This window comes from Rubricella aquisinus (assembly GCF_014199445.1).
GTDB lineage: Bacteria > Pseudomonadota > Alphaproteobacteria > Rhodobacterales > Rhodobacteraceae > Rubricella > Rubricella aquisinus.
In genome coordinates this window covers 174,363-196,916 of the sequence record NZ_JACIJS010000003.1, presented here as the reverse complement: position 1 = coordinate 196,916, position 22,554 = coordinate 174,363, and the positions used below count along the sequence as shown (strand labels likewise).

The 22,554-nt window shown below is 63.4% G+C and carries 29 protein-coding genes; 12 read left to right on the top strand and 17 right to left on the bottom strand.

The genetic code is table 11. The features are described from left to right. The first annotated feature begins 53 nt into the window (after positions 1-53). From FHS89_RS05895 to phbB, 5 genes are all read left to right on the top strand, one after another. Positions 54-200 (top strand): hypothetical protein, encoded by a 147-nt coding sequence (locus FHS89_RS05895; protein ID WP_184009522.1) that lies wholly within the window; start codon positions 54-56, stop codon positions 198-200. Further along, positions 193-1,434: an alpha/beta fold hydrolase gene (locus FHS89_RS05890; protein WP_184009520.1), complete on the top strand. Its 1,242-nt coding sequence runs from the start codon at positions 193-195 to the stop codon at positions 1,432-1,434. Before FHS89_RS05895 ends, FHS89_RS05890 begins: the two co-directional genes overlap by 8 nt. Positions 1,435-1,551: 117 nt before the next feature. Continuing rightward, positions 1,552-2,727 (top strand): acetyl-CoA C-acetyltransferase, encoded by a 1,176-nt coding sequence (locus FHS89_RS05885; RefSeq protein ID WP_184009518.1) that lies wholly within the window; start codon positions 1,552-1,554, stop codon positions 2,725-2,727. Then, entirely contained in the window at positions 2,727-3,122 is a 396-nt protein-coding gene (locus tag FHS89_RS05880) for a hypothetical protein (RefSeq protein WP_184009516.1), read from the top strand. The genes FHS89_RS05885 and FHS89_RS05880 overlap by 1 nt, the downstream gene beginning before the upstream one ends. Before the next feature lie 20 nt (positions 3,123-3,142). Continuing rightward, positions 3,143-3,865, top strand: a complete 723-nt coding sequence (gene phbB / locus FHS89_RS05875) for an acetoacetyl-CoA reductase (protein WP_184009514.1) — start codon at positions 3,143-3,145, stop codon at positions 3,863-3,865. A gap of 110 nt (positions 3,866-3,975) precedes the next feature. On the opposite strand, the gene FHS89_RS16345 is transcribed toward phbB, so the two are convergent. Together FHS89_RS16345 and FHS89_RS05870 are read right to left on the bottom strand one after the other, a co-directional pair. Next, positions 3,976-4,104: a hypothetical protein gene (locus FHS89_RS16345; RefSeq protein ID WP_281376658.1), complete on the bottom strand. Its 129-nt coding sequence runs from the start codon at positions 4,102-4,104 to the stop codon at positions 3,976-3,978. A 57-nt stretch (positions 4,105-4,161) separates the two neighbouring features. Continuing rightward, on the bottom strand, positions 4,162-4,314 hold the full coding sequence (locus tag FHS89_RS05870) for a hypothetical protein (protein ID WP_184009512.1): 153 nt from the start codon (positions 4,312-4,314) through the stop codon (positions 4,162-4,164). 121 nt (positions 4,315-4,435) lie between these two features. On the opposite strand from FHS89_RS05870, the gene FHS89_RS05865 reads away from it, so the two are divergent. From FHS89_RS05865 to yddG, 3 genes are read left to right on the top strand one after another with little or no spacing between them, the layout of a single operon-like run. Beyond that, positions 4,436-5,371, top strand: a complete 936-nt coding sequence (locus tag FHS89_RS05865; protein ID WP_184009510.1) for a transcriptional regulator GcvA — start codon at positions 4,436-4,438, stop codon at positions 5,369-5,371. Between the two features lie 55 nt (positions 5,372-5,426). After that, a complete protein-coding gene (locus tag FHS89_RS05860; RefSeq protein WP_184009508.1) occupies positions 5,427-6,155 on the top strand; it encodes a type 1 glutamine amidotransferase in 729 nt (242 codons plus the stop codon). Then, the gene (gene yddG, locus FHS89_RS05855) at positions 6,152-7,003 is read left to right on the top strand and encodes an aromatic amino acid exporter YddG (protein WP_184009506.1); all 852 of its coding nucleotides are present in this window, start codon (positions 6,152-6,154) and stop codon (positions 7,001-7,003) included. Before FHS89_RS05860 ends, yddG begins: the two co-directional genes overlap by 4 nt. On the opposite strand, the gene FHS89_RS05850 is transcribed toward yddG, so the two are convergent. From FHS89_RS05850 to FHS89_RS05840, 3 genes are all read right to left on the bottom strand, one after another. After that, the gene (locus FHS89_RS05850; protein WP_184009504.1) at positions 7,000-7,176 is read right to left on the bottom strand and encodes a YdcH family protein; all 177 of its coding nucleotides are present in this window, start codon (positions 7,174-7,176) and stop codon (positions 7,000-7,002) included. The two genes, yddG and FHS89_RS05850, sit on opposite strands and share 4 nt — an antisense overlap. Before the next feature lie 103 nt (positions 7,177-7,279). After that, positions 7,280-8,044: a tRNA1(Val) (adenine(37)-N6)-methyltransferase gene (locus tag FHS89_RS05845; RefSeq protein WP_184009502.1), complete on the bottom strand. Its 765-nt coding sequence runs from the start codon at positions 8,042-8,044 to the stop codon at positions 7,280-7,282. Continuing rightward, positions 8,041-8,259 carry a putative signal transducing protein gene (locus FHS89_RS05840; protein ID WP_184009500.1) on the bottom strand — a complete coding sequence of 73 codons (219 nt, stop codon included), beginning with the start codon at positions 8,257-8,259 and terminating at the stop codon, positions 8,041-8,043. Before FHS89_RS05840 ends, FHS89_RS05845 begins: the two co-directional genes overlap by 4 nt. 73 nt (positions 8,260-8,332) lie before the next feature. On the opposite strand from FHS89_RS05840, the gene FHS89_RS05835 reads away from it, so the two are divergent. Further along, the gene (locus FHS89_RS05835; RefSeq protein WP_246413639.1) at positions 8,333-9,292 is read left to right on the top strand and encodes a polyprenyl synthetase family protein; all 960 of its coding nucleotides are present in this window, start codon (positions 8,333-8,335) and stop codon (positions 9,290-9,292) included. Positions 9,293-9,500: 208 nt separating this feature from the next. Beyond that, a complete protein-coding gene (locus FHS89_RS05830; protein WP_184009496.1) occupies positions 9,501-10,883 on the top strand; it encodes an MATE family efflux transporter in 1,383 nt (460 codons plus the stop codon). Here FHS89_RS05830 and FHS89_RS05825 read toward each other — a convergent pair. From FHS89_RS05825 to FHS89_RS05775, 11 genes are all read right to left on the bottom strand, one after another. After that, complete coding sequence (locus FHS89_RS05825) at positions 10,880-11,620, bottom strand: YebC/PmpR family DNA-binding transcriptional regulator (protein ID WP_184009494.1); 741 nt, start codon at positions 11,618-11,620, stop codon at positions 10,880-10,882. The two genes, FHS89_RS05830 and FHS89_RS05825, sit on opposite strands and share 4 nt — an antisense overlap. A 158-nt stretch (positions 11,621-11,778) precedes the next feature. After that, positions 11,779-13,518 carry an SLC13 family permease gene (locus tag FHS89_RS05820; protein ID WP_246413615.1) on the bottom strand — a complete coding sequence of 580 codons (1,740 nt, stop codon included), beginning with the start codon at positions 13,516-13,518 and terminating at the stop codon, positions 11,779-11,781. A gap of 93 nt (positions 13,519-13,611) precedes the next feature. After that, entirely contained in the window at positions 13,612-14,517 is a 906-nt protein-coding gene (locus tag FHS89_RS05815) for a DMT family transporter (RefSeq protein ID WP_184009492.1), read from the bottom strand. Beyond that, the gene (locus FHS89_RS05810) at positions 14,514-15,323 is read right to left on the bottom strand and encodes a TIGR00282 family metallophosphoesterase (protein ID WP_184009490.1); all 810 of its coding nucleotides are present in this window, start codon (positions 15,321-15,323) and stop codon (positions 14,514-14,516) included. The genes FHS89_RS05815 and FHS89_RS05810 overlap by 4 nt, the downstream gene beginning before the upstream one ends. Positions 15,324-15,354: 31 nt before the next feature. After that, positions 15,355-15,909: a 5-formyltetrahydrofolate cyclo-ligase gene (locus tag FHS89_RS05805; protein ID WP_184009488.1), complete on the bottom strand. Its 555-nt coding sequence runs from the start codon at positions 15,907-15,909 to the stop codon at positions 15,355-15,357. An 11-nt stretch (positions 15,910-15,920) separates the two neighbouring features. Continuing rightward, on the bottom strand, positions 15,921-17,222 hold the full coding sequence (locus FHS89_RS05800; protein WP_184009486.1) for a serine hydroxymethyltransferase: 1,302 nt from the start codon (positions 17,220-17,222) through the stop codon (positions 15,921-15,923). A gap of 81 nt (positions 17,223-17,303) precedes the next feature. Next, the gene (locus FHS89_RS05795; RefSeq protein WP_184009484.1) at positions 17,304-17,699 is read right to left on the bottom strand and encodes a DUF6326 family protein; all 396 of its coding nucleotides are present in this window, start codon (positions 17,697-17,699) and stop codon (positions 17,304-17,306) included. Positions 17,700-17,727: 28 nt separating this feature from the next. Further along, positions 17,728-18,957 (bottom strand): DUF6596 domain-containing protein, encoded by a 1,230-nt coding sequence (locus FHS89_RS05790; RefSeq protein ID WP_221229283.1) that lies wholly within the window; start codon positions 18,955-18,957, stop codon positions 17,728-17,730. 3 nt (positions 18,958-18,960) lie between these two features. After that, the gene (locus tag FHS89_RS05785; RefSeq protein ID WP_184009482.1) at positions 18,961-19,314 is read right to left on the bottom strand and encodes a YciI family protein; all 354 of its coding nucleotides are present in this window, start codon (positions 19,312-19,314) and stop codon (positions 18,961-18,963) included. A 17-nt stretch (positions 19,315-19,331) separates the two neighbouring features. Beyond that, complete coding sequence (locus FHS89_RS05780) at positions 19,332-19,853, bottom strand: SRPBCC family protein (RefSeq protein WP_184009480.1); 522 nt, start codon at positions 19,851-19,853, stop codon at positions 19,332-19,334. Between the two features lie 124 nt (positions 19,854-19,977). Continuing rightward, entirely contained in the window at positions 19,978-20,562 is a 585-nt protein-coding gene (locus tag FHS89_RS05775) for a hypothetical protein (protein WP_184009477.1), read from the bottom strand. Positions 20,563-20,634: 72 nt separating this feature from the next. Here FHS89_RS05775 and FHS89_RS05770 point away from each other — a divergent pair, with 72 nt between their 5' ends. Further along, on the top strand, positions 20,635-21,171 hold the full coding sequence (locus tag FHS89_RS05770; protein WP_184009475.1) for a hypothetical protein: 537 nt from the start codon (positions 20,635-20,637) through the stop codon (positions 21,169-21,171). A gap of 1 nt (position 21,172) precedes the next feature. Further along, entirely contained in the window at positions 21,173-21,391 is a 219-nt protein-coding gene (locus FHS89_RS05765; RefSeq protein WP_184009473.1) for a helix-turn-helix domain-containing protein, read from the top strand. On the opposite strand, the gene FHS89_RS05760 is transcribed toward FHS89_RS05765, so the two are convergent. Then, positions 21,388-22,467, bottom strand: a complete 1,080-nt coding sequence (locus tag FHS89_RS05760; RefSeq protein ID WP_184009471.1) for a serine hydrolase domain-containing protein — start codon at positions 22,465-22,467, stop codon at positions 21,388-21,390. The two genes, FHS89_RS05765 and FHS89_RS05760, sit on opposite strands and share 4 nt — an antisense overlap. Positions 22,468-22,554: the final 87 nt, after the last annotated feature.

Genomic DNA, 22,554 nt, shown 5'->3' with positions numbered 1-22,554 from the left:
CGCAATGCAAAAAATGCGCGTGACGCTGAGGTCATTCCCGTTACACTGCGCCCATGACGAAAAAGGACGCCACCGCCACGCCCGATGCCATGCCGCAGCGCGACAAACCCGCCCCGGCGGAGGCGTATCTCGATCTGTGGGAAAAGAGCGTTTCGCTGATGCAGCGTGACGGGCCAAAGCAGCCGCCCCGCGATGACTGATCCCGTCGCCCCGCACCGCCACGGCAAACCGACGCCGTTGATGCTGCATCTGGGTCAGGCGGCGGGGAGCCTGCAAAACGCGGTGCATCTGGCACCCTTGGCGCATGACCCGCGCTTTCCGTGGCATGACAGTGTTGCGGCCTTGGGTGCCGCGCTCGATCTGCCGCACCCGTCAGAGATCGCGGTGGCAGGCGCGCATCGCCTGAGCCAGATGCTCGACGGGATCGAGACATGGCAACGTCACCCTTGGCGCAGGCCCGATGCCGAGCCGCCCGTGATCTGGTCGGATGGGGCGTCGCGGCTTTTGGATTATGGCCAATGCGCGGAGGCCACCAGCCCCGCTGGCCCACCCGTTCTGGTGATCCCGTCGCTGATCAACCGGGCCTATATCCTCGATCTGCATGCCGATTGCTCCCTCCTGCGCAGCCTTGCCGCGCAAGGCTATCGGCCCCTGCTGATGGATTGGGGCGTGCCCGGGGAGGCGGAGGCGGGCTTCACGCTTGAGGACTATGTGAGCGGGCGGCTACGCCCCGCGCTCGCCATTGCGCGCGTTTTGGCCGGGCGACCTGTTCCCGTGGTGGGCTATTGTATGGGCGGCACGATCGGGGCGGCGCTGGCCGCGAACACGCCCGGCGACATCCGCGCCTTGGTCACTATCGGCGCGCCATGGGATTTCTCCCAAATGATCTGGACGGCAAACACCATGGCAACCCCCCTGCGCGCGGATCGCGGTATGACGGCGCGCCACCTCTTGACGGTGATGGCGCAGACATATGGCGCGATCCCCGATCTGTTGTTTCAATACCTGTTCACCCTGCTTGACACCGGGCTGGCCCAGCGCAAATTCCGCCGCTTTGCCGCGCTGGAGCCTGATAGCGCGGAGGCAAGGCATTTCGTCGCCGTCGAGGATTGGCTCAACGATCCGGTGCATGTGCCGCTTGGCGTTGCGCAAACCGTGCTGGTCGATTGGCACCTGTTGAACCAGACAATGACCGGGGATTGGAGCCTGTTGGGCCGCGCGGTTGATCTGGCGCGGGTTGATATGCCGGTGCTGAGTTTTTGCGCGCCGAGCGATAGGATCGCCCCTCCGGCCTCTGCGGAGGCCCTGCCACGCGGCATAAGGGGCGCGGACATCCTGCGCCCCTCCTCCGGTCATGTGGGAATGGTGACTGGCCGCCGGGCCGCAACGGAACTCTACGCGCCCCTATTCAGTTTCCTTGAGGGACTAACCTAAACCTGCCAAGATGCGACCATTCGCGCATAGGTATGCGGTGTTGTCTTATTTATGCTGCGCCGCAACATGAACGCCGCCCATGTCGATTCTGGCGGCCAATGAATAGAGGAAATGCTTATGACCAATGTTGTCATCGCCTCCGCCGCACGGACTGCCGTGGGCAGCTTCAACGGCGCATTCGCCAATACCCCGGCCCATGATCTGGGCGCTGCCGTGATCGAAGCGGTGATCGAGCGGGCGGGCGTCGAAAAGGGTGAGATTTCTGAAACCATCCTCGGTCAGGTGTTGACCGCCGGTCAGGGCCAGAACCCGGCCCGTCAGGCGCATATCAATGCGGGCCTCCCGAAAGAAGCCTCCGCATGGGGCATCAATCAGGTCTGCGGGTCGGGCCTGCGGGCTGTGGCGCTTGGTGCGCAGCATATCCAGCTTGGCGATGCGGATATCGTGATCGCAGGCGGTCAGGAAAGCATGTCCCTCTCCCCCCATGTCGCGAACCTGCGCAAGGGCCAGAAGATGGGCGACATGAAGTTCATCGACTCAATGATCAAGGACGGGTTGTGGGACGCGTTCAACGGCTATCACATGGGCACCACGGCGGAAAACGTCGCCGCCCAGTGGCAGATCACCCGCGACATGCAGGACGAATTCGCCGTTGGCTCCCAGAACAAAGCCGAAGCCGCGCAAAAGGCTGGCAAATTCGCGGATGAAATCGCGGCCTTCACGGTCAAAACCCGCAAGGGCGATATCATCGTGGATCAGGACGAATACATCCGCCACGGCGCCACGATGGAAGCGATGCAGAAACTGCGCCCGGCTTTCTCCAAGGATGGGTCGGTCACGGCGGCAAACGCATCCGGCCTCAATGATGGTGCGGCGGCAACCCTTCTGATGTCTGCCGAGAATGCGGAGAAGCGCGGCATCCAGCCGCTCGCCCGGATCGCGTCCTACGCGACCGCTGGCCTTGATCCGTCGATCATGGGTGTTGGCCCAATCTACGCGTCCCGCAAGGCGCTGGAAAAGGCGGGCTGGTCCGTCGATGACCTTGATCTGGTGGAGGCCAATGAAGCCTTCGCGGCCCAAGCCTGCGCCGTGAACAAGGACATGGGCTGGGATCCGGCTATTGTGAACGTGAACGGCGGCGCGATCGCAATCGGCCACCCGATCGGGGCCTCTGGCTGCCGCGTTCTGAATACGCTCCTGTTCGAGATGCAGCGCCGCGACGCGAAGAAGGGCCTCGCCACGCTCTGCATCGGCGGTGGCATGGGCGTGGCGCTCTGCGTTGAGCGCGACTGATGACCCCGCGCCGCATTCCGCTGGCTTTGGCTGGTGTGATGCTGATGGCGATGGCAACACCGGGGCACGCCCGGCAAGCCATTTCCGTCAGCCTCGTGGAATGCGGCGCGATTTTTGATGAGCTGGCACAAGTGGCCCACAGGCGCGGGCGCGATCTGGCGGACGTGTGGCTGGCGGAGGACACCGCAGAGCGGTTCCGCGCCTTCGCCGTCACCGAAGCCCGCCGCGAAGGGATCCGCGACGTGCAGGCTCATATCGACGACACGATTCCAGTCATGGCCCAAAAATGGACGGGGCGGTTCGCATCCGTCCTGCTTTTGACCGAGAACAAAGACTGGATTGATTATTGCGGTGCACTTGGCAAGGACCGAGGTGTACTGCCTCTGACAAACTGAGAGAAACGGAAGGAAACAACATGGCACGCGTTGCACTCGTCACGGGCGGCTCCCGTGGGATCGGTGAAGCGATCTCGAAAAAGCTGAAATCCGAAGGCTATGAGGTCGCCGCGACCTATGCCGGCAATGATGAGGCCGCAGCGGCCTTCACCGAAGCGACCGGTATCAAGACCTACAAGTGGAACGTGGCAGATTATGACGCATCCGCCGCAGGCATCGCACAGGTCGAAGCCGATCTTGGCCCCATCGACGTGGTTGTCGCAAACGCGGGCATCACCCGCGACGCACCGTTCCACAAGATGACCCCGCAGCAGTGGAAAGAGGTGATCGACACCAACCTCACCGGCGTGTTCAACACCGTGCACCCCTGCTGGCCCGGTATGCGCGAGCGCAAGTTTGGTCGCGTGATCGTGATCTCCTCCATCAACGGTCAAAAGGGGCAGTTCGCGCAAGTGAACTACGCCGCGACCAAGGCGGGCGATCTGGGCATCGTGAAATCCCTCGCTCAGGAAGGCGCGCGCGCTGGCATCACCGCAAACGCGATCTGCCCGGGCTACATCGCGACCGAGATGGTCATGGCGATCCCTGAGAAGGTGCGCGACAGCATCGTCGCGGGCATCCCGGCGGGCCGTCTGGGCGAGCCGGAAGAAATCGCACGCTGCGTGGCCTTCCTCGCGTCCGATGACGCGGGCTTCATCAACGGCTCCACCATCTCCGCGAATGGTGCGCAATTCTTCGTCTGATCCGCTCAGACAGCACGACACAAAAAAGCCCGGCGCGGTTGCGTCGGGCTTTTCCGTTCAGGGGCGTTGTGACCGTCGGGCCGTCTAGGCCTGCGGCTCCCCCTGGGTATTCAGGCGTGGCGCAGCGGGGCCGCTGTGACCTCAGCCAGCCAAGTGCGAAGCACGGACCGGATCACCGCGAGCCCACCAAATGCGGCCTCTGAGCGCGCGGCGCGGCCGCGGGCGAGTGCGTCGGTCATTGTGGTTGGTGTTGCGTAATCCATGGTCATGTTCCTTTGTCTTTCAGGGTCTGAGGCTCAGGCGTGGCGGCCAAAGGCCGTGTCGCGGCCAGAAACCAACTCACGAATAAAATCGCGGATCGCAGCGATGCCGTCATAGGCCGCTTCGGACCGTGCGGCGCGGCCGCGGGCAATGGCTTCGTGCAGGGTGGTTGGGGTTGCGTTTTCCATCTCATGTCTCCTTGGTGTGGCGCGTGGCCCGGTGTGTTTCGTTGAGTTGAAGATGGAGATTTAGGGGCTGTCTTACAAACGAGTCTTTCTATCGGTTCACTTAAGGTATATTTAAGCGACCATGTCTGATCGCCTCCCTCCCCTGACCGCTCTGCGCGCCTTTGAGGCCGCCGCGCGACACCTTTCGTTTCAAAACGCTGCTGATGAGTTGGCGGTGACACCCGCCGCCCTCAGCTATCAGATCAAAAACCTTGAGGCGCATTTGGGTGCGCCCCTGTTCACGCGGCTCAACCGCGCCGTCGCGTTGACCGAGGCGGGCAAGACGCTGCTGCCCGGCACATCAGACGGGTTTGAGCAGTTGCGTGCCGCATGGCGTGCGACCCAGCGGCTGACCGATGACACGAAACTGACCATCACCGCCGGGCCTGCCTTTACCGCGAAATGGCTCGCACCGCGCATGTTCCGGTTTGCGCAGGCGAACCCGGATATCGAGATGCGCTTTGCCGCGACGCTCAAGGTGATGGATTTCACGCGCGACGATGTGGACGTGGCAATCCGGTTCGGGCTGGGCGGGGATGAGGGATATTATTCCGAGCCGCTGTTGCGCGGCTGGCTCACCCCGATGATGACGCCGACGCTCGCCGAAGGGGTCAAAACGGCGGAGGATCTGGCCAAGCTGCCCTTGATCCATGATGACAGCATGACCTTTCTCAAACGGGTGCCGAACTGGGGCGAATGGTTCGCAGCCGCTGGATTGCCGGATGTGGACACCTCCCACGGGTTGCGGTTCAGTCAGGCCGATCACGCGGTTGATGCAGCGCTAGAGGGCGCGGGCGTGGTGCTTGGCCGGTTGTCGGTGACGGAGCGGTATCTGGGCAATGGGCGGCTGGTCGCCCCATTTGCCCTGTCGCTGACGACGCCAGCCCATTACCGGTTTGTCTGTCCCGCGGGCACCGAAACACGGCCCGCCGTCAAACGCTTTCATGACTGGATCTATGGCGAGATGGCAGAGATCGACCATTTCGCGGAAGGCCGCGATATCCGCATGATTGAGTGATTGCGCGCCCCGCGCGGTTTCGCTTATCTGAGCCAACGCAATTTCGGAGGCTCCCATGCGCATCGGTATCTTGGAAACAGGTGAGGTCAACGCGGCCCTGCTCGATCAATTCGGCCCCTATTCCCCGATGTTCGAAGCCCTGCTCGTGGGCGAGGATACCACCTTCTTCACCGTCAGTGTCGTGCGTGGGGAGATGCCCGATAGCGTGACCGATGCCGATGGCTGGGTCATCACTGGCTCTCGCCATGGGGTTTATGAGGATCACCCATGGATCGAGCCGCTCAAGCAGTTTCTGCGCGGCGCGGTGGAGGCGCGGGTGCCGGTGATCGGCGTGTGCTTCGGCCATCAAATCCTTGCGGAGGCATTGGGTGGCAAAGTCATCAAATCGGAAAAAGGCTGGGGCGTGGGCGTGCACACCTACACACCCGAAACCGTGCCAAGCTGGATGGATGGGATGGAGCACGGTTTTGCCGCGCGCGCGGTGCATCAGGATCAGGTGATCGACCTGCCAAGCGACGCGCATGTCATCGCCTCCTCCGCCTTCTGCCCTTATGCCGCGCTTGCCTATGGTGACCCGGAGGCGCCCTATGCGATTTCCGTCCAGCCCCACCCGGAATTCAGCGCCGATTTTGTGCGCGGCATTGTTGAGGTCCGGGCGGGCGATGGCATCCCGATGGATGTGGCGCAATCCGCGCTCGCCTCACTGGATCAGCCGGTAAACAATACTGATTGGGGCCGCTGGATGCGCAAATTCCTCGACATCGCGCGCGCCAACGCGGCATGAACCCGACGGCCATCGGATTTGGCGCGATCCTCTTGTGGGCGACGCTGGCGCTGATGACGGTGGGCGCTGTTGCTGTGCCGCCCTTTCAACTGACCGCGATGTGCTTTGCCATTGGTGGCGTGTTGGGGCTGATCTGGTCTGCGGTCACCGGGCGCGGCTTTGGCGGGCGGATCGGGTGGCAGCCATGGCTGCTGGGTGTTGGTGGGCTGTTTGGCTATCACTTTTTCTATTTCGTGGCCCTTGGCAACGCGCCCCCGGCAGAGGCTGGGTTGATCGCCTATCTTTGGCCGTTGCTGATCGTGCTTTTTTCAGGGCTATTGCCCGGTGAACGGCTTTTGCAGCGGCATATTATCGGCGCGGTCGTGGCCTTTGGCGGGGCGTTTGCGATCCTGTCACAAGCCGATCTCAGTTTTTCAGGCGAATATGCTTTCGGTTATGGCGCCGCAATTCTGTGCGCGTTTTTATGGTCCAGCTATTCGGTTCTCAGCCGTCGGGTCGGACAAATCCCGACGGAGGCCGTGGCGCTGTTTTGCCTCGCCACAGCAGGTCTGTCGGCGGGCGCGCATCTCCTGCTGGAGACGACCGTGTGGCCCACCACGACGCTGGCATGGGCCAGCGTGATCGGGCTTGGCCTTGGGCCAGTCGGGATCGCGTTTTACTGGTGGGATATCGGAATGAAACGCGGCAACATTCAGCTTTTGGGTGTGGCAAGCTATGCAGCACCGCTCCTGTCCACGCTCCTTTTGATCGGGACAGGAGCAGCGCCTTTCACACTGAATGTTGCTGTTGCTGCGGTTCTGATAACCGGCGGCGCAGGGATCGCCGCCGGCGCGTTTTCACGCGGTTAGGCGTCTGCCGCGACGGACAGGCGCGAAATCTCTTCCTTGAGGCGAAGCTTCTGCCGCTTCAATTCGCGGACATGAAGATCGTCGGAACCGGGGCTCCGTTGTTCGACTTCAATGGTGCGGGACAGGTTTTCGTGCTTGCGACGAAGTTCGTTCAAGTGCGCTGAAACGCTCATTCATTCCCTCCAATACTTTTTATCACTCAACCCCAACAGCCAAGCATGAGATTGGCAAAAAGTCATGTCTGGAAAATTTCGAATTTTAGACATATATTCCGCTTCACGCTGGAACGGGGTGAACCGCCGCCAGCGCCGCCCCCTTCGACAGCACAGACACAGCCGCTTGCGTGAAATCCGGCGCGTCCTCTTCATGCCGTGCGCCATCATGCAGGATGAACGGTGCCAGCAGTTGCAACGGCGCGCGGGAGCCTTTTTTTGCGATAACAATCACACGTTTGGCAGCGCGCCCCTGACGCGCGGCAAGAGGCAAAATGCGGATCGCGCCGCAGCGGGGGGCAAGGGCGCCAAGAATTTCGGTCAGCCGCTCCGCCCGGTGAATGAGCGTAATCTCGCCACCGGGGCGCAGCCGGCGCAGGCCCGCGTCAATCCAATGCTCCAGCGTCATTGATTCGCGAAAGGCGCGGTCGCGCCCCGGATCATCGGCCCTCAGCCCCGCCGCTGCCTCGAAAAACGGGGGGTTGGTGAGCACGTGATCAAAGCTGCGGGCGCGCAATGGCTCGGGCATCCGCGCGGCATCCCCGACAACCACCTCCAGTGCGATGTCGTTACGCCCGGCATTGCGGGTCGCAAGCTCGGCATAGGCGGGCTGGACCTCCAGCCCCGTGAGGCGCAGCCCCGGCACCCGCCGCCCAAGACAGAGCGCCGCGGCCCCCACTCCGCAGCCAAGGTCCAGCACCTCCTGCTCGGCGCGCGCGGCACAGGCCGCCGCCAGAAACACCGGGTCGGTCGCAGCACGATAGCCCTGCGCAGGTTGCCAGAGCCGCACAGCGCCAGACAGGAACGCATCATCCGTCAGGTCTGTCATCGGCCCGATGGCTCGATCCCGTTGTCGCGCAGGATTGCCGCCGCGCGGAACCGATCCTGACGGGCCACCAGCACGCGGCGCGGCAATATGCCGATGGAGCCTTCCAGCGCACTCATATGGACGTCCATGACGAAGCAGTCTATCTCTTCGCCACGAAGAAGCGCTTGTGCAAAGGCGATCTCGGTCGGGTCGTTGGTGCGCAGGAGTTCTTCCATAGGGATCAATACTCTTATGTGGCGTCGCCAGACGCGGGAAGGTGGAGTGAGCGTGGCACATCCGGTTGAGCAAATGCAGTCCCATCTTGCCGAAAAGATGGACGCCGTAAACACCCTGATCCGCACCCGCATGGCAAGCGAGCATGCCCCGCGCATTCCCGAGGTCACGGCCCATCTGGTGGAGGCTGGCGGAAAGCGCATCCGGCCGCTGCTGACCCTCGCCGCTGCCGATATCTGCGGCTATCAGGGGGACCATGACGTCCGGCTCGCCGCGACGGTCGAGTTTATCCACACCGCGACGCTGCTGCATGACGATGTGGTCGATGAAAGCGACCAGCGGCGCGGGCGGCCCACGGCCAATCTGCTGTGGGACAATCAATCGAGCGTGCTCGTCGGCGATTACCTGTTCGCGCGCTCCTTTCAGTTGATGGTGGAGACGGGCAGCCTGCGCGTGCTCGATATCCTCGCCAATGCCGCCGCCGTGATCGCGGAAGGCGAAGTGCTGCAACTGTCGGTCGCGCGCAATCTGGGCGTGACGGAGGAGACCTATATCAAGGTCGTGCGGGGCAAAACCGCCGCATTGTTTGCCGCCGCCACGCAAGTGGGCGGCGTGATCGCAGAGGCGACCGAGGATGAGATCGAAGCACTATGGGCCTACGGCGACGCGCTTGGCATTTCGTTTCAGATGGTCGACGACCTGATCGACTATGGCGACGCGGCAGATACCGGCAAAAACACCGGCGACGATCTGCGCGAAGGCAAGATGACCATGCCCGTGATCCTCGCCATTGCGCGGGCCGAAGGCGACGATATGGCATTTTGGGAACGGGTCATCGGCAAAGGCAAGGTGGAGGAAGGTGACGTCGCCCGCGCCACGGAAATCCTGCACCGCACAGGCGCGCTCGACACCACCCGCGACCGCGCGCTGGAATGGTCCGCTGCCGCCAAGGAAGCGCTCGATCTGCTGCCGCAAGGGCCATTGACCGACACCCTGTCCGACCTCGCCGATTACGTCGTCGCCCGGATTTCCTGACCCGAAGCGCTCCCGCACGTCGCTGGCCCTGACGGGCCGCTCCCTTTGGGCCGGGCCACCGCGCGTGCCGCGCGGCGGGTGCGCTCCGCGCGGGAGGTATTTTTGGAAAGATGAATGCGTGGGGGGATCAAGCAGCCCAATGCGTGTCATGGCTGCCACCTCGGATTCCCTGTTTCCGCCGATATGAAACAATGACATAGCTGGGGTCATGACGACTCTGACACCTCCCCTTCCCGAGCGGCCCGCCGCGCAATCCCTGAGCGAACATATCAGTCGCACGCTGAAACTTGCGTGGCCGGTGATGTTATCTCGGGTCGGTGTGGTGGGGTTCGGGACCGTGGATGTGATCGTTCTGGGCCGTGCCGGACCAGAGCCTCTCGCGGATTATGTGCTGGGCCTGTCGCTCAATGACAGCCTGCTGGCGATGCTTGGCGGGCTTTTGATGGGGGTTGGGGTGCTGACCGCCCGCGAAACCGGGGCGGGGCGGGACGCAGCGGCGGGGCTGATCCTGCGGCGCGGGCTGATCTATGGATGTCTGATCGGGCTGTTGGCAGCCTTGCTCCTGCAATTGGCGGAGCCTGCGTTTCTGCTCTCTGGTCAGACGGAGGCCCGGGCGGCCTCTGCCGGGATCGTGACGGCAACGGTGGGCTGGGCGCTGCCGTTTATCGCGCTTTACTGGGCGGCGGCCAGTTTTCTGGAGGCATTGCACCGGCCATGGGTTGCGATGATCGCGGTGGCGCTGGCGAATCTGTCGAACCTCGCGCTCAATATCGTGCTGGTGTTCGGCCTTGGCCCGTTTGAGCCGATGGGCGCGATGGGCTGTGCGCTGGCTACGGTCATCAACTCTGCGCTGCTCGCAGCGGGGTTGCTGGCCTATACTTGGTTCGTGCTGCCAAGCCGCGCGCGCTATGGCATCCGCCCGAGCCAAAGCCCGGATCACGCCCCGAAACTGCCTGAACAGCTCAAGATCGGGGCGTTTGCTGGCATGTCTTATCTGCTGGAGGCGGGTGCGTTCGTCACCATGTCGCTGTTTGTCGGCTGGCTTGGCACATTGGCGCTCGCCGCCCATGGGCTGGCGTTTCAGACCCTTGCCACGCTGTTCATGGTGGCCTTTGGGCTTGCGGCGGCGACACAGGTGCGCGTGGGCAACGCATGGGGGCGGCAGGATGCGCATGGGATGGCCATGGCAGGCTGGACCGGGCTGGGCATCGCCGCCGTGTTTTGCAGCATTGGCGCGCTCATATGCTTCCTGATCCCGGAGGTCGTTTTGAGCCTGTTCACAAATGACCCGGCCATCATCGCGGCGGCCGCGCCTGTGATGCTCTGGGTCGGATTGGCGATCGTGTTTGACGGCAGCCAGACGGTGATGAGCCATTCCTGCCGGGGGCGTGGGGATACATGGGTGCCGACGCTTCTGCATTTCGGCAGCTATTGGTGCGTGATGGTGCCCGCCGGATACCTGTTCGCGTTCACCTTAGAGCAGGGGGTGAGCGGGATCTATCAGGGGATCTTCGTGGCGAGCATCGTCAGCCTGAGCGTGTTGATGCTGCGGTTCCGCAGCCTCGCACGCACCCTGCCCACAGCCGCCTAAAGCTGCTCCATCACCTCATCGGATACTTCGAAGTTGGCGGTGACGTTCTGCACGTCGTCGTCATCTTCAAGAATACCGATCAGCTTCATCAGCTTTTGGGCGTTCTCAAGGTCAAGTTCGGTGGTGGTTTGGGGCTTCCACACGAGTTTCGTGGTTTCGGCCTCTCCGAGCGTGGCCTCAAGGGCGGTGGACACTTCGTTGAGGTCGGTGTCGGCGGTGTAGATCGTGTGCTCCTCCTCGGAGCTTTCGACGTCCTCAGCGCCAGCCTCGATCGCGGCCATCATCACATCATCCTCGTCGCCGACGCTCGCGGGATAGACGATCATGCCCTTGCGGTCGAACATGAAGCTCACGGCGCCGGTCTCAGCGAGGTTGCCGCCGTTTTTGGAGAAATAGCTGCGCACATTGGAGGCGGTGCGGTTGCGGTTGTCGGTCATCGCCTCGACGATGATGGCGACGCCACTGGGGCCGTAGCCCTCATAGCGGATCTCATCGTAATTCTCGTCATCCCCGCCCACGGCCTTGTTGATCGCGCGCTCGATCACGTCCTTGGGGACGGAATTCGACTTGGCTTCCTTCACAGCAAGGCGCAGGCGCGGGTTCTTTTCCGGGTCCGGGTCGCCCATTTTGGCGGCGACGGTGATTTCCTTGGAGAGTTTGGAGAACAGCTTGGCGCGCACGGCATCCTGCCGTCCCTTGCGGTGCTGAATATTCGCCCATTTTGAGTGGCCGGCCATGGCGGTGCTCCATCGGTCTGGTGTGGTAGGATCGCGCGCTTATAGCCGAGCCGCCGGGCGGGCTTCAAGGGCTGGGAGTGGCCGCGCATGCAGGCATCGAGCCCGCCTGCGCGGCGGCGGTTGCCGGGGGCTCGATGCCCCCGGCAATCGCTCCTCCCTCACAAGGGCCAAAGCAACGGGATAAGGAGCGCCGACAGGATACCGATGCTCAGGTTAAGCGGGATGCCCACGCGCAGAAAATCGGCAAACCGGTAGCCGCCCGGCCCATAAACCAGCGTGTTGGTCTGATACCCGATGGGTGTTGCGAAACTCGCGCTCGCCGCGACCATGACCGCCACCACCAGCGGGCGCGGATCGACACCGATCTCAACGCCCAATGCGATAGCGACCGGCGTCACCACCACCGCAACCGCGTTGTTCGACACCAGTTCCGTCATCAGCGACGTCATCAGATACACCGCCCAAACCAACAAGGGAGGCGGCAGTTGCGACAGGAACGGCCCTGCCCCTTCGGCAATCAGCGCCACCGCGCCAGAGGCCTGCAATCCCGCGCCCACCACCAGCATCGAAAAGATCAGCGCCAAGAGGCGCGCATCAACGAAGCCGAACGCTTCCTCCGCGTCGATGCAGCGGGTCAACAGCACCACCGTCACCCCCAACAGCGCCGCAATATGGATCGGGGCCAGCCCGAATGCGGCGGCGATCACCACACTGGCCAAGACCCCGATCACAATCGGCGCATGGGTCCGGCGATAAGGGCGGCCTTGGGGTTCGGCCAAGTTCACGAGGTCCACATCGCGGGCAAGGCGCTGAATATCCTCCGGGTTGCCCTCCAGCAAAAGGGTATCGCCAACGCGCACGATCACATCATCCAATTGCCGCCCGAGGTTCTGGTTCCGCCGATGCACCGCCAGCGGGTACACGCCATAGCGGCGGCGCAGCCGCAACCCGCCCAAGGTCCGCCCGATCAAACGACAGCCGGGGGAGATCAGCGCCTCCACCGTCACCGTCTTACGCTCCGACAGTTTGTCGACCATGGCGAGCGCGCGGCTTTCCTTCAGCCCCAACAGCTCATCGACGCCCGTGCGCAGCACCACCCTGTCCCCAGCCGCCAATGCCACATCCGGGAAGGCACGGCGCAGCGATTCGTCTCCGCGCAGCACGTCGATCACCCGCATCCCGTCGCGGGAAAACAGATCGACCTCCATCACAGGCTCCCCGATGATGGGGGAGCCTTCGGGCACCGCGACTTCGGTGAAGAATTTCAGGCCCTTCCTCTCCGTCAGGAACCCGGCCATCGACTCGCGCTCGGGCAGGAGCCGCACGCCGATCAGCCGCAGATAGAGCATACCAAACGCCGCAAGGCACAGGCCAAGCGGTGTCACCTCAAACAGCGTGAAGGGCGCAAGCCCCGCCTCCCGCGCCACACCGTCCACCAACAGGTTCGTGGAGGTGCCGATCAGCGTACAGGTGCCCCCCAGAATGGCCGCGTAACTCAATGGGATCAGGAATTTCGACGGGGCCATGTGCATCTGCCGTGCCAGCGCCACCATCACCGGGATCAGCATCACCACCACAGGCGTGTTGTTCATGAAGGCAGACATGGCGATCACGAACAGGGCCAGCGTGGCGATGGTACGTTTCGGGTGGGTGGCCACGCCGCTCGTGATGCGCCCGGTCAGAAAATCGAGCGCACCGGTGCGCACCAGCCCGCCGGTGAGCACGAACATGGCCGCGATGGTCCATGGGGCGGGGTTGGCGAACACCTCCACCACCTCCCCCATAGGCAAAACGCCGCTCAGCACGATCGCCGCAGCGCCCGCCATGGCGGTGACTTCGGTTGGATAGGTTTCGCGCAGGAACAGCGCGAACATGATCGCCACGATCCCAAGCGCCATGAGTGGAGGTAGAAGAGTTGCGTCCATCGCCCACATCCCGATTGGTCTGACCCTATGCGTCACCGCTCAGCATGACGAAGCGATGCGGCAGGCTCAAGCGGATTGCGCGGGGCTGTCCGGCTTCTGCTGATCCGCCGGGCGCGGCTGCACAAGCGCCATCCCCGCCAGCATCAACCCGAACGCGAGCCAAACCCAAAGCGCATACCGCTCCCCAAGCAAGAGCATCGACCAGATCACACCAAAGGCCGTGACGAGATAGGCCACCTGACTGGCAAACACCGACCCAGCCCGCCCAACAAGATAGACATAGCCTGCATAAGCCGCCGCGTGCAAAACCCCGCTGGACAGCACCGCAAGCTCCGCCGCGCCCAGCCCATCCGTGAGGGAGACGAACCTCCCACCGGTCACCGCAAAGGGCGTGACAAGGATCAGGCCAAAGAGCGACGCGCCAAAAAGCACTTCCACCGGATCAAGCCCGCGTGTCCCTTTCCACGCGAGGTAATTGCCCTCCAGCCCGTAGCAGAGCGGCGCGATCAGTGAAATCGCGACCCAGACCGCCGCGACACCGGCGGGCAGCGACGTCTCCGGCCCCACGATCATCGCGACCGCTATGGCGCCCAAGCCCACTCCGACAAAACGCCCCAGCCGGGGCCGCTCCAGCCGCAGGCCAAGCGCGATGGGCATCGCGAACATCGGCACCATCGCGATCACGAGCGCCATGATGCCCGCAGGCAGGTGCACCGCCGCGCGATAAGAAAAGCTGTTGGGGATCAGCGTGCCGATCAGGGCCACGACAATAAACAGGCCCCAATAGGCACGCCCCAAGGGAAGCCGCCTGCCCCGCGCAAAGGTCAAACCGCCCAGCGCGATGGTCCCGATCAGAAGCTGCCAAAAGATCAGCCCAACTGGATCATGCCCGGTGGAGACCGCGATGCGGGTCAACGGAATGGTCATGCCCCAAAGCGCGCCGATCAGGAGCAGAGCGGCAAAGGCGCTCATTCCGCCTGATCCAGCCGCCCGCCGATGCGGATCGCGCGGGTCTGTTTGGCAAGGCCCGTGCGGTCATCCGTCTCGATGTATAAGCCGCAGAGCGTCGCCTCTCCCCCTGCGGGCGTGAAACGATCCTTTGGCATTTGCGTCACGAACCGGCGCATCGGCTCGCCCTTTTCCATGCCGATCACACTGTCATAATCGCCGCACATGCCCGCATCAGTCATATAGGCCGTACCCTTGGGCAGGATCTGCGCATCGCCCGTGGGCACATGGGTATGGGTGCCCACCACGACAGAGGCGCGGCCATCGCACCAATGGCCCATCGCCATCGCCTCTGACGTGGCTTCGGCGTGCATATCGACCAAAACGGCCTGAACCAGCCCGCCCAAAGGCGCGCGTTTCAACTCCGTGTCGATGGCGGAGAAGGGATCATCGAACGGGCGTTTCATGAACACCTGACCAAGCACTTGTGCGACGAGGATTTTGCGCCCGCCCGGCGCGTCAAATACCTTGGCCCCCATGCCCGGCGCGGATTTGGCGTAGTTCAGGGGGCGGATGATCCGGTTGTCCCGCCCGATATGGCTGAGCATTTCGCGCTGATCGAAGGCGTGATCGCCAAGGGTGACGCAATCCGCGCCCGCTTTGAACAACCCATCGGCATGGGCCGCCGACAGGCCCATCCCCGCCGTGGCGTTCTCCCCGTTCACCACGACGAAATCGAGCTTCATCGTTTCACGCAAGCCCGGCAACCGCTCCGCGATTGCGGTGCGGCCCGCGCGGCCCATCACATCACCAAGAAAGAGTATTTTCATGCCTCTGGCCTATCGGTGAATGGCGCGGCACTCAAGGGCGGATGACGCCCCCTTCGGTGACAATCGCATCAAGCGGCTGATCCGTCGGCTCGGTCGGCACGCGCGGCACCTCCTGCGCGCCATAGGCAAGCCCGATGGCGCGCGTCGGTCGCAGCGCGCGCAGCCGCTCCAGCGTGCGGTCATAAAACCCACCGCCATAGCCGAGCCTGTAGCCCGCCCTGTCAAAGGCAAGAAGCGGCACGATCAGCGTATCTGGCTCGAACCACGCGCCCGTTTCTGGCACCTGCGCGCCAAACGGGCCGTCTACCATCGTGCAATCAGGCGTCCATTCCCGAAACAACAGCGGCTGCCCCTCCCCCGCGATCACGGGCACGCAGAGCCGCGCACCCTGCGCATGGAGCGCGATCATCGCAGGGCGGGGGTCAAGCTCGGTTCGGATCGGCATATAGCCCGACACGATCCGCCCCGTAGCCTCAGCGCCCAGCAGGGCGAGCGCCGGGGCCGGATCGACCGTGCCATGGGCCGCTTTGCGCGCCGCGAAGGCCGCCTTGCGCGCGGCGGCCTTCTGATCGGTCATGTCGGTCATGGGCTTGTCCTTCAGGCGGTGTAATGGATCGTGTCGAAGCCCCGACGATAGGCCGCGACCTCCGGCGCGACCTCCTCCGGCGCGTCGCTTTCGAGTGCGCGGGCGACAAATGCGGCCAGTGTCGCGCCCTCATCGACGCCCCAGCGCACCACCTCCGGCGTGCCAAGGCGCAGGCCGTTCATATCCCCCGGCACGCCCGCCACGGGCAGCCCGATGCCAGAGGCGAGTAGACCTGCGCGGCGCAGATGTTTCGCCGCCACCTGACCGCCGCCATAGGCCGCGGCCTCGATAGCGAATTGATGGGAGGCACTCACACCCCGGCGCGGGGCGAACACAGGGATGCCCGCCGCGATCAGCCCTTCGGCCATTTCAGCGGCGACGCGGACCATCGCTTGCGCATATTCCGACCCACAGACCAGCCAATCCTGCATCGCGACACCCAGTGCGGCGACCCGGCCTGCGTCGAAATTCGCGGTCATGCCGGGAAAGGCAATCGCATCCAGCCGCTCGGCCAGGTCAGGCTCATTCGTCACGATCAGCCCGCCCGCCGGACCACCGAGGCTTTTATAGGTGCTCATCGTCATCAGATGTGCGCCCTCCGCCAGCGGATTGGCCCAGACGCGGCCCGCGATCATGCCGCATTGATGGGCAGCATCAAACAGAACCTTCGCGCCGACCTCATCCGCGATGCTGCGGATATCTGCCACCGGATGCGGATGCAGGTTGAGACTGCCGCCGACGGTAATGAGCTTTGGCCTCAAACTCCGCACCATGTCGCGCAATGCGACCACGTCGATGGTGTAGCCATCGGCATCGACCGGGGCCTCATGGATTTTCAGCCCGAATAGCCCCGCGCAGCCCGCGCCATGATGGGTCACATGGCCACCAATGCTGCCCGGCGGCGCGATGATCACGTCCCCCGGTGCGCAAGTCGCCATGAACGCATAAAGGTTCGCGGCGGCACCAGATGCCACCCGCACCTCGGCATAGCGCGCGTCAAACACCCGCGCGGCCAGTTCGGCAGTGATGACCTCGATCTCCTCCACCGCTTCCAGCCCCATCTCGTATTTGTCCCCCGGATAGCCCAGCGACGGGCGGGAGCCGAGTGTGGTGGACAACAGCGCCTCGGCCCGTGGGTTCATCACATTGGCGGCAGGGTTGAGGTTGAAGCACTCCCGCTCATGAATTTCGCGATTGCGACGGCTGAGCGCCTCGATCCGGGCGATGGGATCGCTTGGAATGGTGGCGGCGATCTCTTGCACGCGCGCCTCGCACGCGTCGGGCACCCATGGGCGGGGGGCAAGCTGGGTCATGGCGGGTCTCCCTGTCAAATCATGCCGCCACCGTGCCGCCCCTTCGCGCCGGGTGCAAACCGGAAGTGACGCCCCCGCGCCTCAGGCCGCCTGTTCGTGCCGCAGATGCCTGCTCAGATAGATGATGACCAGCAAGGCGATCACCTCGCAACTGGCAAAGAAGATGTAATGCAGCTTCAACGATCCGCCGCCGACCACGAACAGGATCGTCACCCCTGCCGCCACGATATTCGCGATCCGGTTGCGGCGCGCCGGCAAAACCTGCGTCAGCACGATCATCCCGACGGGGATCTGGATGAAGATCGCGGCCATCAGCATCAACTCCTCAGACAGGGTCACGCCCTCGATCACGCCGGTCATCAGTTGCGGCACCACACCGGGCGTATAAAGCGACAGGACATCCGCAAATACGATGTTGAGGGACACAAACACCCACAGAAGAGAGATTTTCGTGCGCAAAGAGGGCGTATCGGGCATAAGACGGTTCCTTTTCATCCGAAGGGGATCAGTTTTGCAGCCGCGCCCGCGCAGCCATCAGAAAGGCGCGCGCCGGGGCTTCATGGGTGAGCGAAATCGCACTGCGATAGGCTTCTTCGGCAGCGGCAGGTTGCCCGGCCTCGCTCAACAAATGGGCGCGGGTGGCCCAATAGGGTTGGAAGCGGGCAACGTGCGCAGGGCTGAGCGCGTCAAGAGCGGCAAGGCCCGCTTGCGCGCCATGGACCTGCCCCGCGACCATCGCCCGCCCGACCTCTGCCCCCAATGTGGGCGCGAGGTGAACCAAACCGGTATAAAGCGCCAAGAGGGCCTGCCAATCGGTCTGTCCGGTCTGGGCGCGCGCCGCGTGGACCGCTTGTATCGCCGCCTCAATCTGAAACCGGCCCGGCGCGCCAAGCGCGAACGCCTGTTTCAACCGCGCATCGGCGGCATGGATCAAACCATGATCCCAACGTGCAGTGTCCTGTTCCGAGAGTGGTACATAATGGCCCGCAACCTGCCGCGCATCACGCCGGGAATGCAAGAATGCCAACAGCGCCGAAAGGCCCAGAACCTCCGGATCATCGGGCATTTCCGTCGCCAGAAGATCGGCAAGGAACACGGCCTCCCGCTGGATGCTGTCGGCCTCCGGCCCTTGAGTCCAGACCAGCGCGTAACAGCCATAAATCGCCTCGATCACCTCGCCAAGGCGGGCGGGGCGATCCTGCGGCTCAGGCAGGGCAAAGGCGATGTTGTTCGCCTTGATCCGCGCCTTGGCGCGCGTGAGCGTTTTTGAAAGTGCGGCGGGGGAGGCGACATAGGCGCGCGCGATATCTGCTGCCGTGAAGCCCAAAACCGCCTGCAACATCAAGGGCGTGCGCGCGCTGTGCCCGATGGCAGGATGCGCACAGACAAACATCAGCGCTAGCCGGGGATCGGCGGGAAGGGACGGGGAGGACGGCTCCATGGCCAGATCATGCTCCTCAATCGGGATCGGATGGGTTTTGAGCGCGCGGCGGTGCGCGTCGGTCATGCGGTTGCGCGCGACCCGGATCAGCCAAGCCTCCGGCCTATCTGGGATGCCAGCCTCGGGCCATGTGGTGAGCGCCTGATGCAGGGCGTCGGACAGCGCGTCCTCGGCGGTAGCGATGTCGCTGCCGCGCGCGGCTAGAATACCGATCAGCCGCCCATAACTTGCGCGCGCGACCTGCGCCACGCGCGCCTCCGTCGTCAGGGCAGATGTCAGGCCCCCGCCCTGCACGGATCAGGCACCGCCCATTGCGCTGGCGCGGATTTCGACCTTGCCATATTGCGCCGCTGGGCATTTCTCTGCCCAGGCTATCGCCGCATCAAGGTCCGGCACATCAATGATGAAATACCCACCAAGCGTTTCGACCGTTTCGGCAAAGGGGCCACCCTGAATGCGTGCCGTGCCGTTCTCCATGCTGACGGTCGTGGCCGTCGATGTGGGTTGCAACCAATCGGTGCCGACAAAGACGCCCGCTGCCTGCAAGGCCCCGATATAGGCTCCGTAAACCTCTTTCTCGCGGGCCCAATCCTCCGCCGTCATGTCCGCGAATTTGGTGGGGTCGGAATACAATAGGAACGTGTAGTTCATGGGAATGATCCTTTGTGTCAGCTTGCCGCGAGGGCGGTGTCGAGGTTGCGCAATCCGCGCTCGAATGTTGGGCCAACCATGCCATCCATGAAAAGGCCCATCACGCGCGCAATCGGATTAAAGCCAAGATCGGCCTCAAGCGTCCATGTCACGTCCGAATGATCGCCCGCAGGCACGGCCCGAATGGATTGCACGGGCTTGCCCATCGGGCCAAGGTCGATCGCGTAGCGCACCTGATCGGCGGTCACGGCAGACACGACCTGCTGGCCCTTGCCCTCCTTTCCTTCGAACCGAAAGCCAGAGCCGACGCCCGCCTCCGGCCCGAACAGGGCGATTTTCAGCTCCGGGTCGGTGCTGCGATAGGGGTTGAAGCGCTGATAACCAGCATTCGAGGCCGCAAGAGCAACGATCTGATGCGGCGGCGCCGTGACAGAGGCCGTGCGGGTCACGGTCACGTCACGGGGCAAAAGCACCAGCGCGCCGACCGAAAGGGTGGCAAGGCAGCCCGCTGCTGCCAACAGGAATTGGGTTATGGTCATGGTCAGTCTCTCCGTTTCAGGGGCGAAAGCGACACTGCTTTCACCCACATGACGGATGGGCGGGGACGAAACGGACAGGTGCGGTAAATTTTTTTTGGTGTCACGATGTTGGTCCGAGGCAGGTTTATTCGGGGCATGGACGAAGGCGCGCCCGCAAGGCAGTTGCCCCGGCCCGGCCCAAGGCGGAATAGGCATCCTCGCGCCGGGTCAGCAGAACAAACTCAGACCCATCGCCAGTCTGCATCCATGTGCTGACCGGGAAGCCAGCGGGCGGCTCCCCGATCAGACATCCCCCCTCCAACACCACCCGGACGACCCCCGCGCCGCCACGCGCGTCTGCCCGCAGATCGCGAATGGCGGCCTGTGCCGCGGTAAATCGGGCAGCCTCCGTCGCCGGAATACGGGCGATATAGACAATCTCGTCATCCGCCGTCGGGCGCGGGCCACCGATGCTTGCCCGGCGCAAGGAGAGGGGCACGGTTTCCTGCACGAGGGGCGCGGCGTTCCGATCCTTAGAGCCCAGCGCAAGGGTCAAGGTCGCATCGCCATCTGCAAGCCGCACAGTATCCGGCACCCCAATCGCGACGGATATCTGATCCAGCGGCGCGTTGACCGGATCAAGCCCATGCGCGCCCACCCCAACGCAGGACACCAAAGCCAACATCGCACCCACCGCCGAGGCCGAAAAACGAGAAAGACAGCGCGCCATGTTCAAGACTCCTTGCATGATTCGTATCTAAGTTTTAATGTTTAACATGAAATATTGAGAAGGAAACCACCCATGCTCGACCCTCAGCCGATCCTCGCCTCTGCCCGGCGGCTTCAGACCATCATGTCGGCAAGTCTGATGCTGCTGACCGGTTCCGCACTCGCGCTTGCCATTCTGGGGATCAGTGACCCGGACCGGGCCGGACAGACATTGGCAAGGCTCGCGCACTTCCCCGCAGGTGAGATGGCGGCGTGGCAAAACTGGGGCCTGATGGCGGTGATCCTTATCCATCTGCTTGTCTGGGGCGTGTTGCTAACGCTTGCACGGGCCTTATTCGGGCAATTGGCCATGGGAAACCCGGCCGGGGCCAGTGGGATTGCCCGCAAGCTGGCCTATTGGTTGTGGTTCATGCTGGTTTGGGGGCTGATCTCTCAGGTGATTGTATCGGCGGTGGCCACATGGGGCTTTCCGGCGGGACAACGCGCGATTAGCATCGCGCTTGGGACACCGCAGCTTTCCGTCGCGTTCTCCGCGCTGATTGCGAGTTTCATGGCGCGCGCCTTCGCCTTGGGGGCGGACCTTTGGCAGGATCATCAGGAGGTGGTGTAGCATGGCGATCATTGTCCGCCTCGACGTGATGCTGGCGACGCGGAAAATGACCTCGCGCGAGTTGGCCGGGCGGATCGGTATTTCAGAGCAGAACCTGTCCCTCCTAAAATCGGGAAAGGTCCGGGGCGTGCGGTTCAACACGCTCGAAGCCATTTGCCGCGAACTGGAATGCCAGCCCGGAGACCTGTTCGAATTTGCCCCTGACACGGCAGACGGCTAACCACCGCCACGGGTAAGCGCGGGCAGAATGTGATCCTCGATCAACAGGCGCGACAGATCGAAATCGCCCGGCTGGTTGTAATTGGTCGCCTGCACCACGATCACGGCGTCATGGTCCGGCAGGACGGCCACGATGTTTCCACCATTGCCGAGCATGAAGGACACCTGCGTTTGGGCACCTCCCGGCATCCCGAACTCGGCATCCCACCATAGCAGACCATAGCGCAGGTCGCCCATCACCTCCGACCGGGGCGTCAACATCCTCTCGACCCAGCCGGATGGCAGCAGCCGCTCCCCCTGCCAGACGCCATCCTGTAGCACCAGCCGACCCAGCCGCTCCGAGTCGCGCGCGCGCAGTCGGATTTGACCAGCCGATTGCACCTCCCCGCTTGGCGACCGTCGCCACACGACAGGCCCTACCCCGAGCGGCGACAAAAGCCGCGCGGTGACATAGGCGTCAAACGGCTGTCCGGTTGCGCGCTCCACCATTTGCCCGACTAGAAATACACCAGCGGTGCAATAGCTGAACCGCCCGGCACCCGACGCATCCCGCCGAAAACCGGGGTCAAGCGGCAGGTTCAGCGCAAAGGCCGTCCAGTCTCGGGTCCGGTACATCCGTTCCTCATTGCCGGGGCTGTCCCGCCAATCCGAACACGCAAGCGGCGATTGCATGGCCATAAGGTCACGCAAAGTCATGGCGCGCTTGTCCTCTGTCATATGGGCAAGCGGCTGGTGATCGGGAAAGGCAGGAATGACCGGCATGTCGAGGCGCGTGATCGCGCCATCCAGCATCGCGGCCCCGACAGCCATGGCAGTCAGCGATTTCCCGACCGAGCGCATATCGACAAAGGTATCGACCGCCCCACCCCGAAAATAATCCTCAAACACCACATTGCCGTGTTGGGACACGACAACCGCCGCGATCTGACCATAGACGCTCGCGTTGATATCGGCGGACAGGGCAGACAGGCCCAACGCATCGGCAAAAGGTGGCGATGCCGGATAGGGCGTGGAACAGGCGGCCAGCAACAGGATTGCGGCACTGGCTGCGTGTTTGATATCGCGAAAGATAGCCATCAGCCCCCACCGTTGATCGCGAGAGGGTAGCGTGCAGGATCAATTCAAGAAAGCAGAATTTTATTGTTTTACGATAAACTTTGCTGC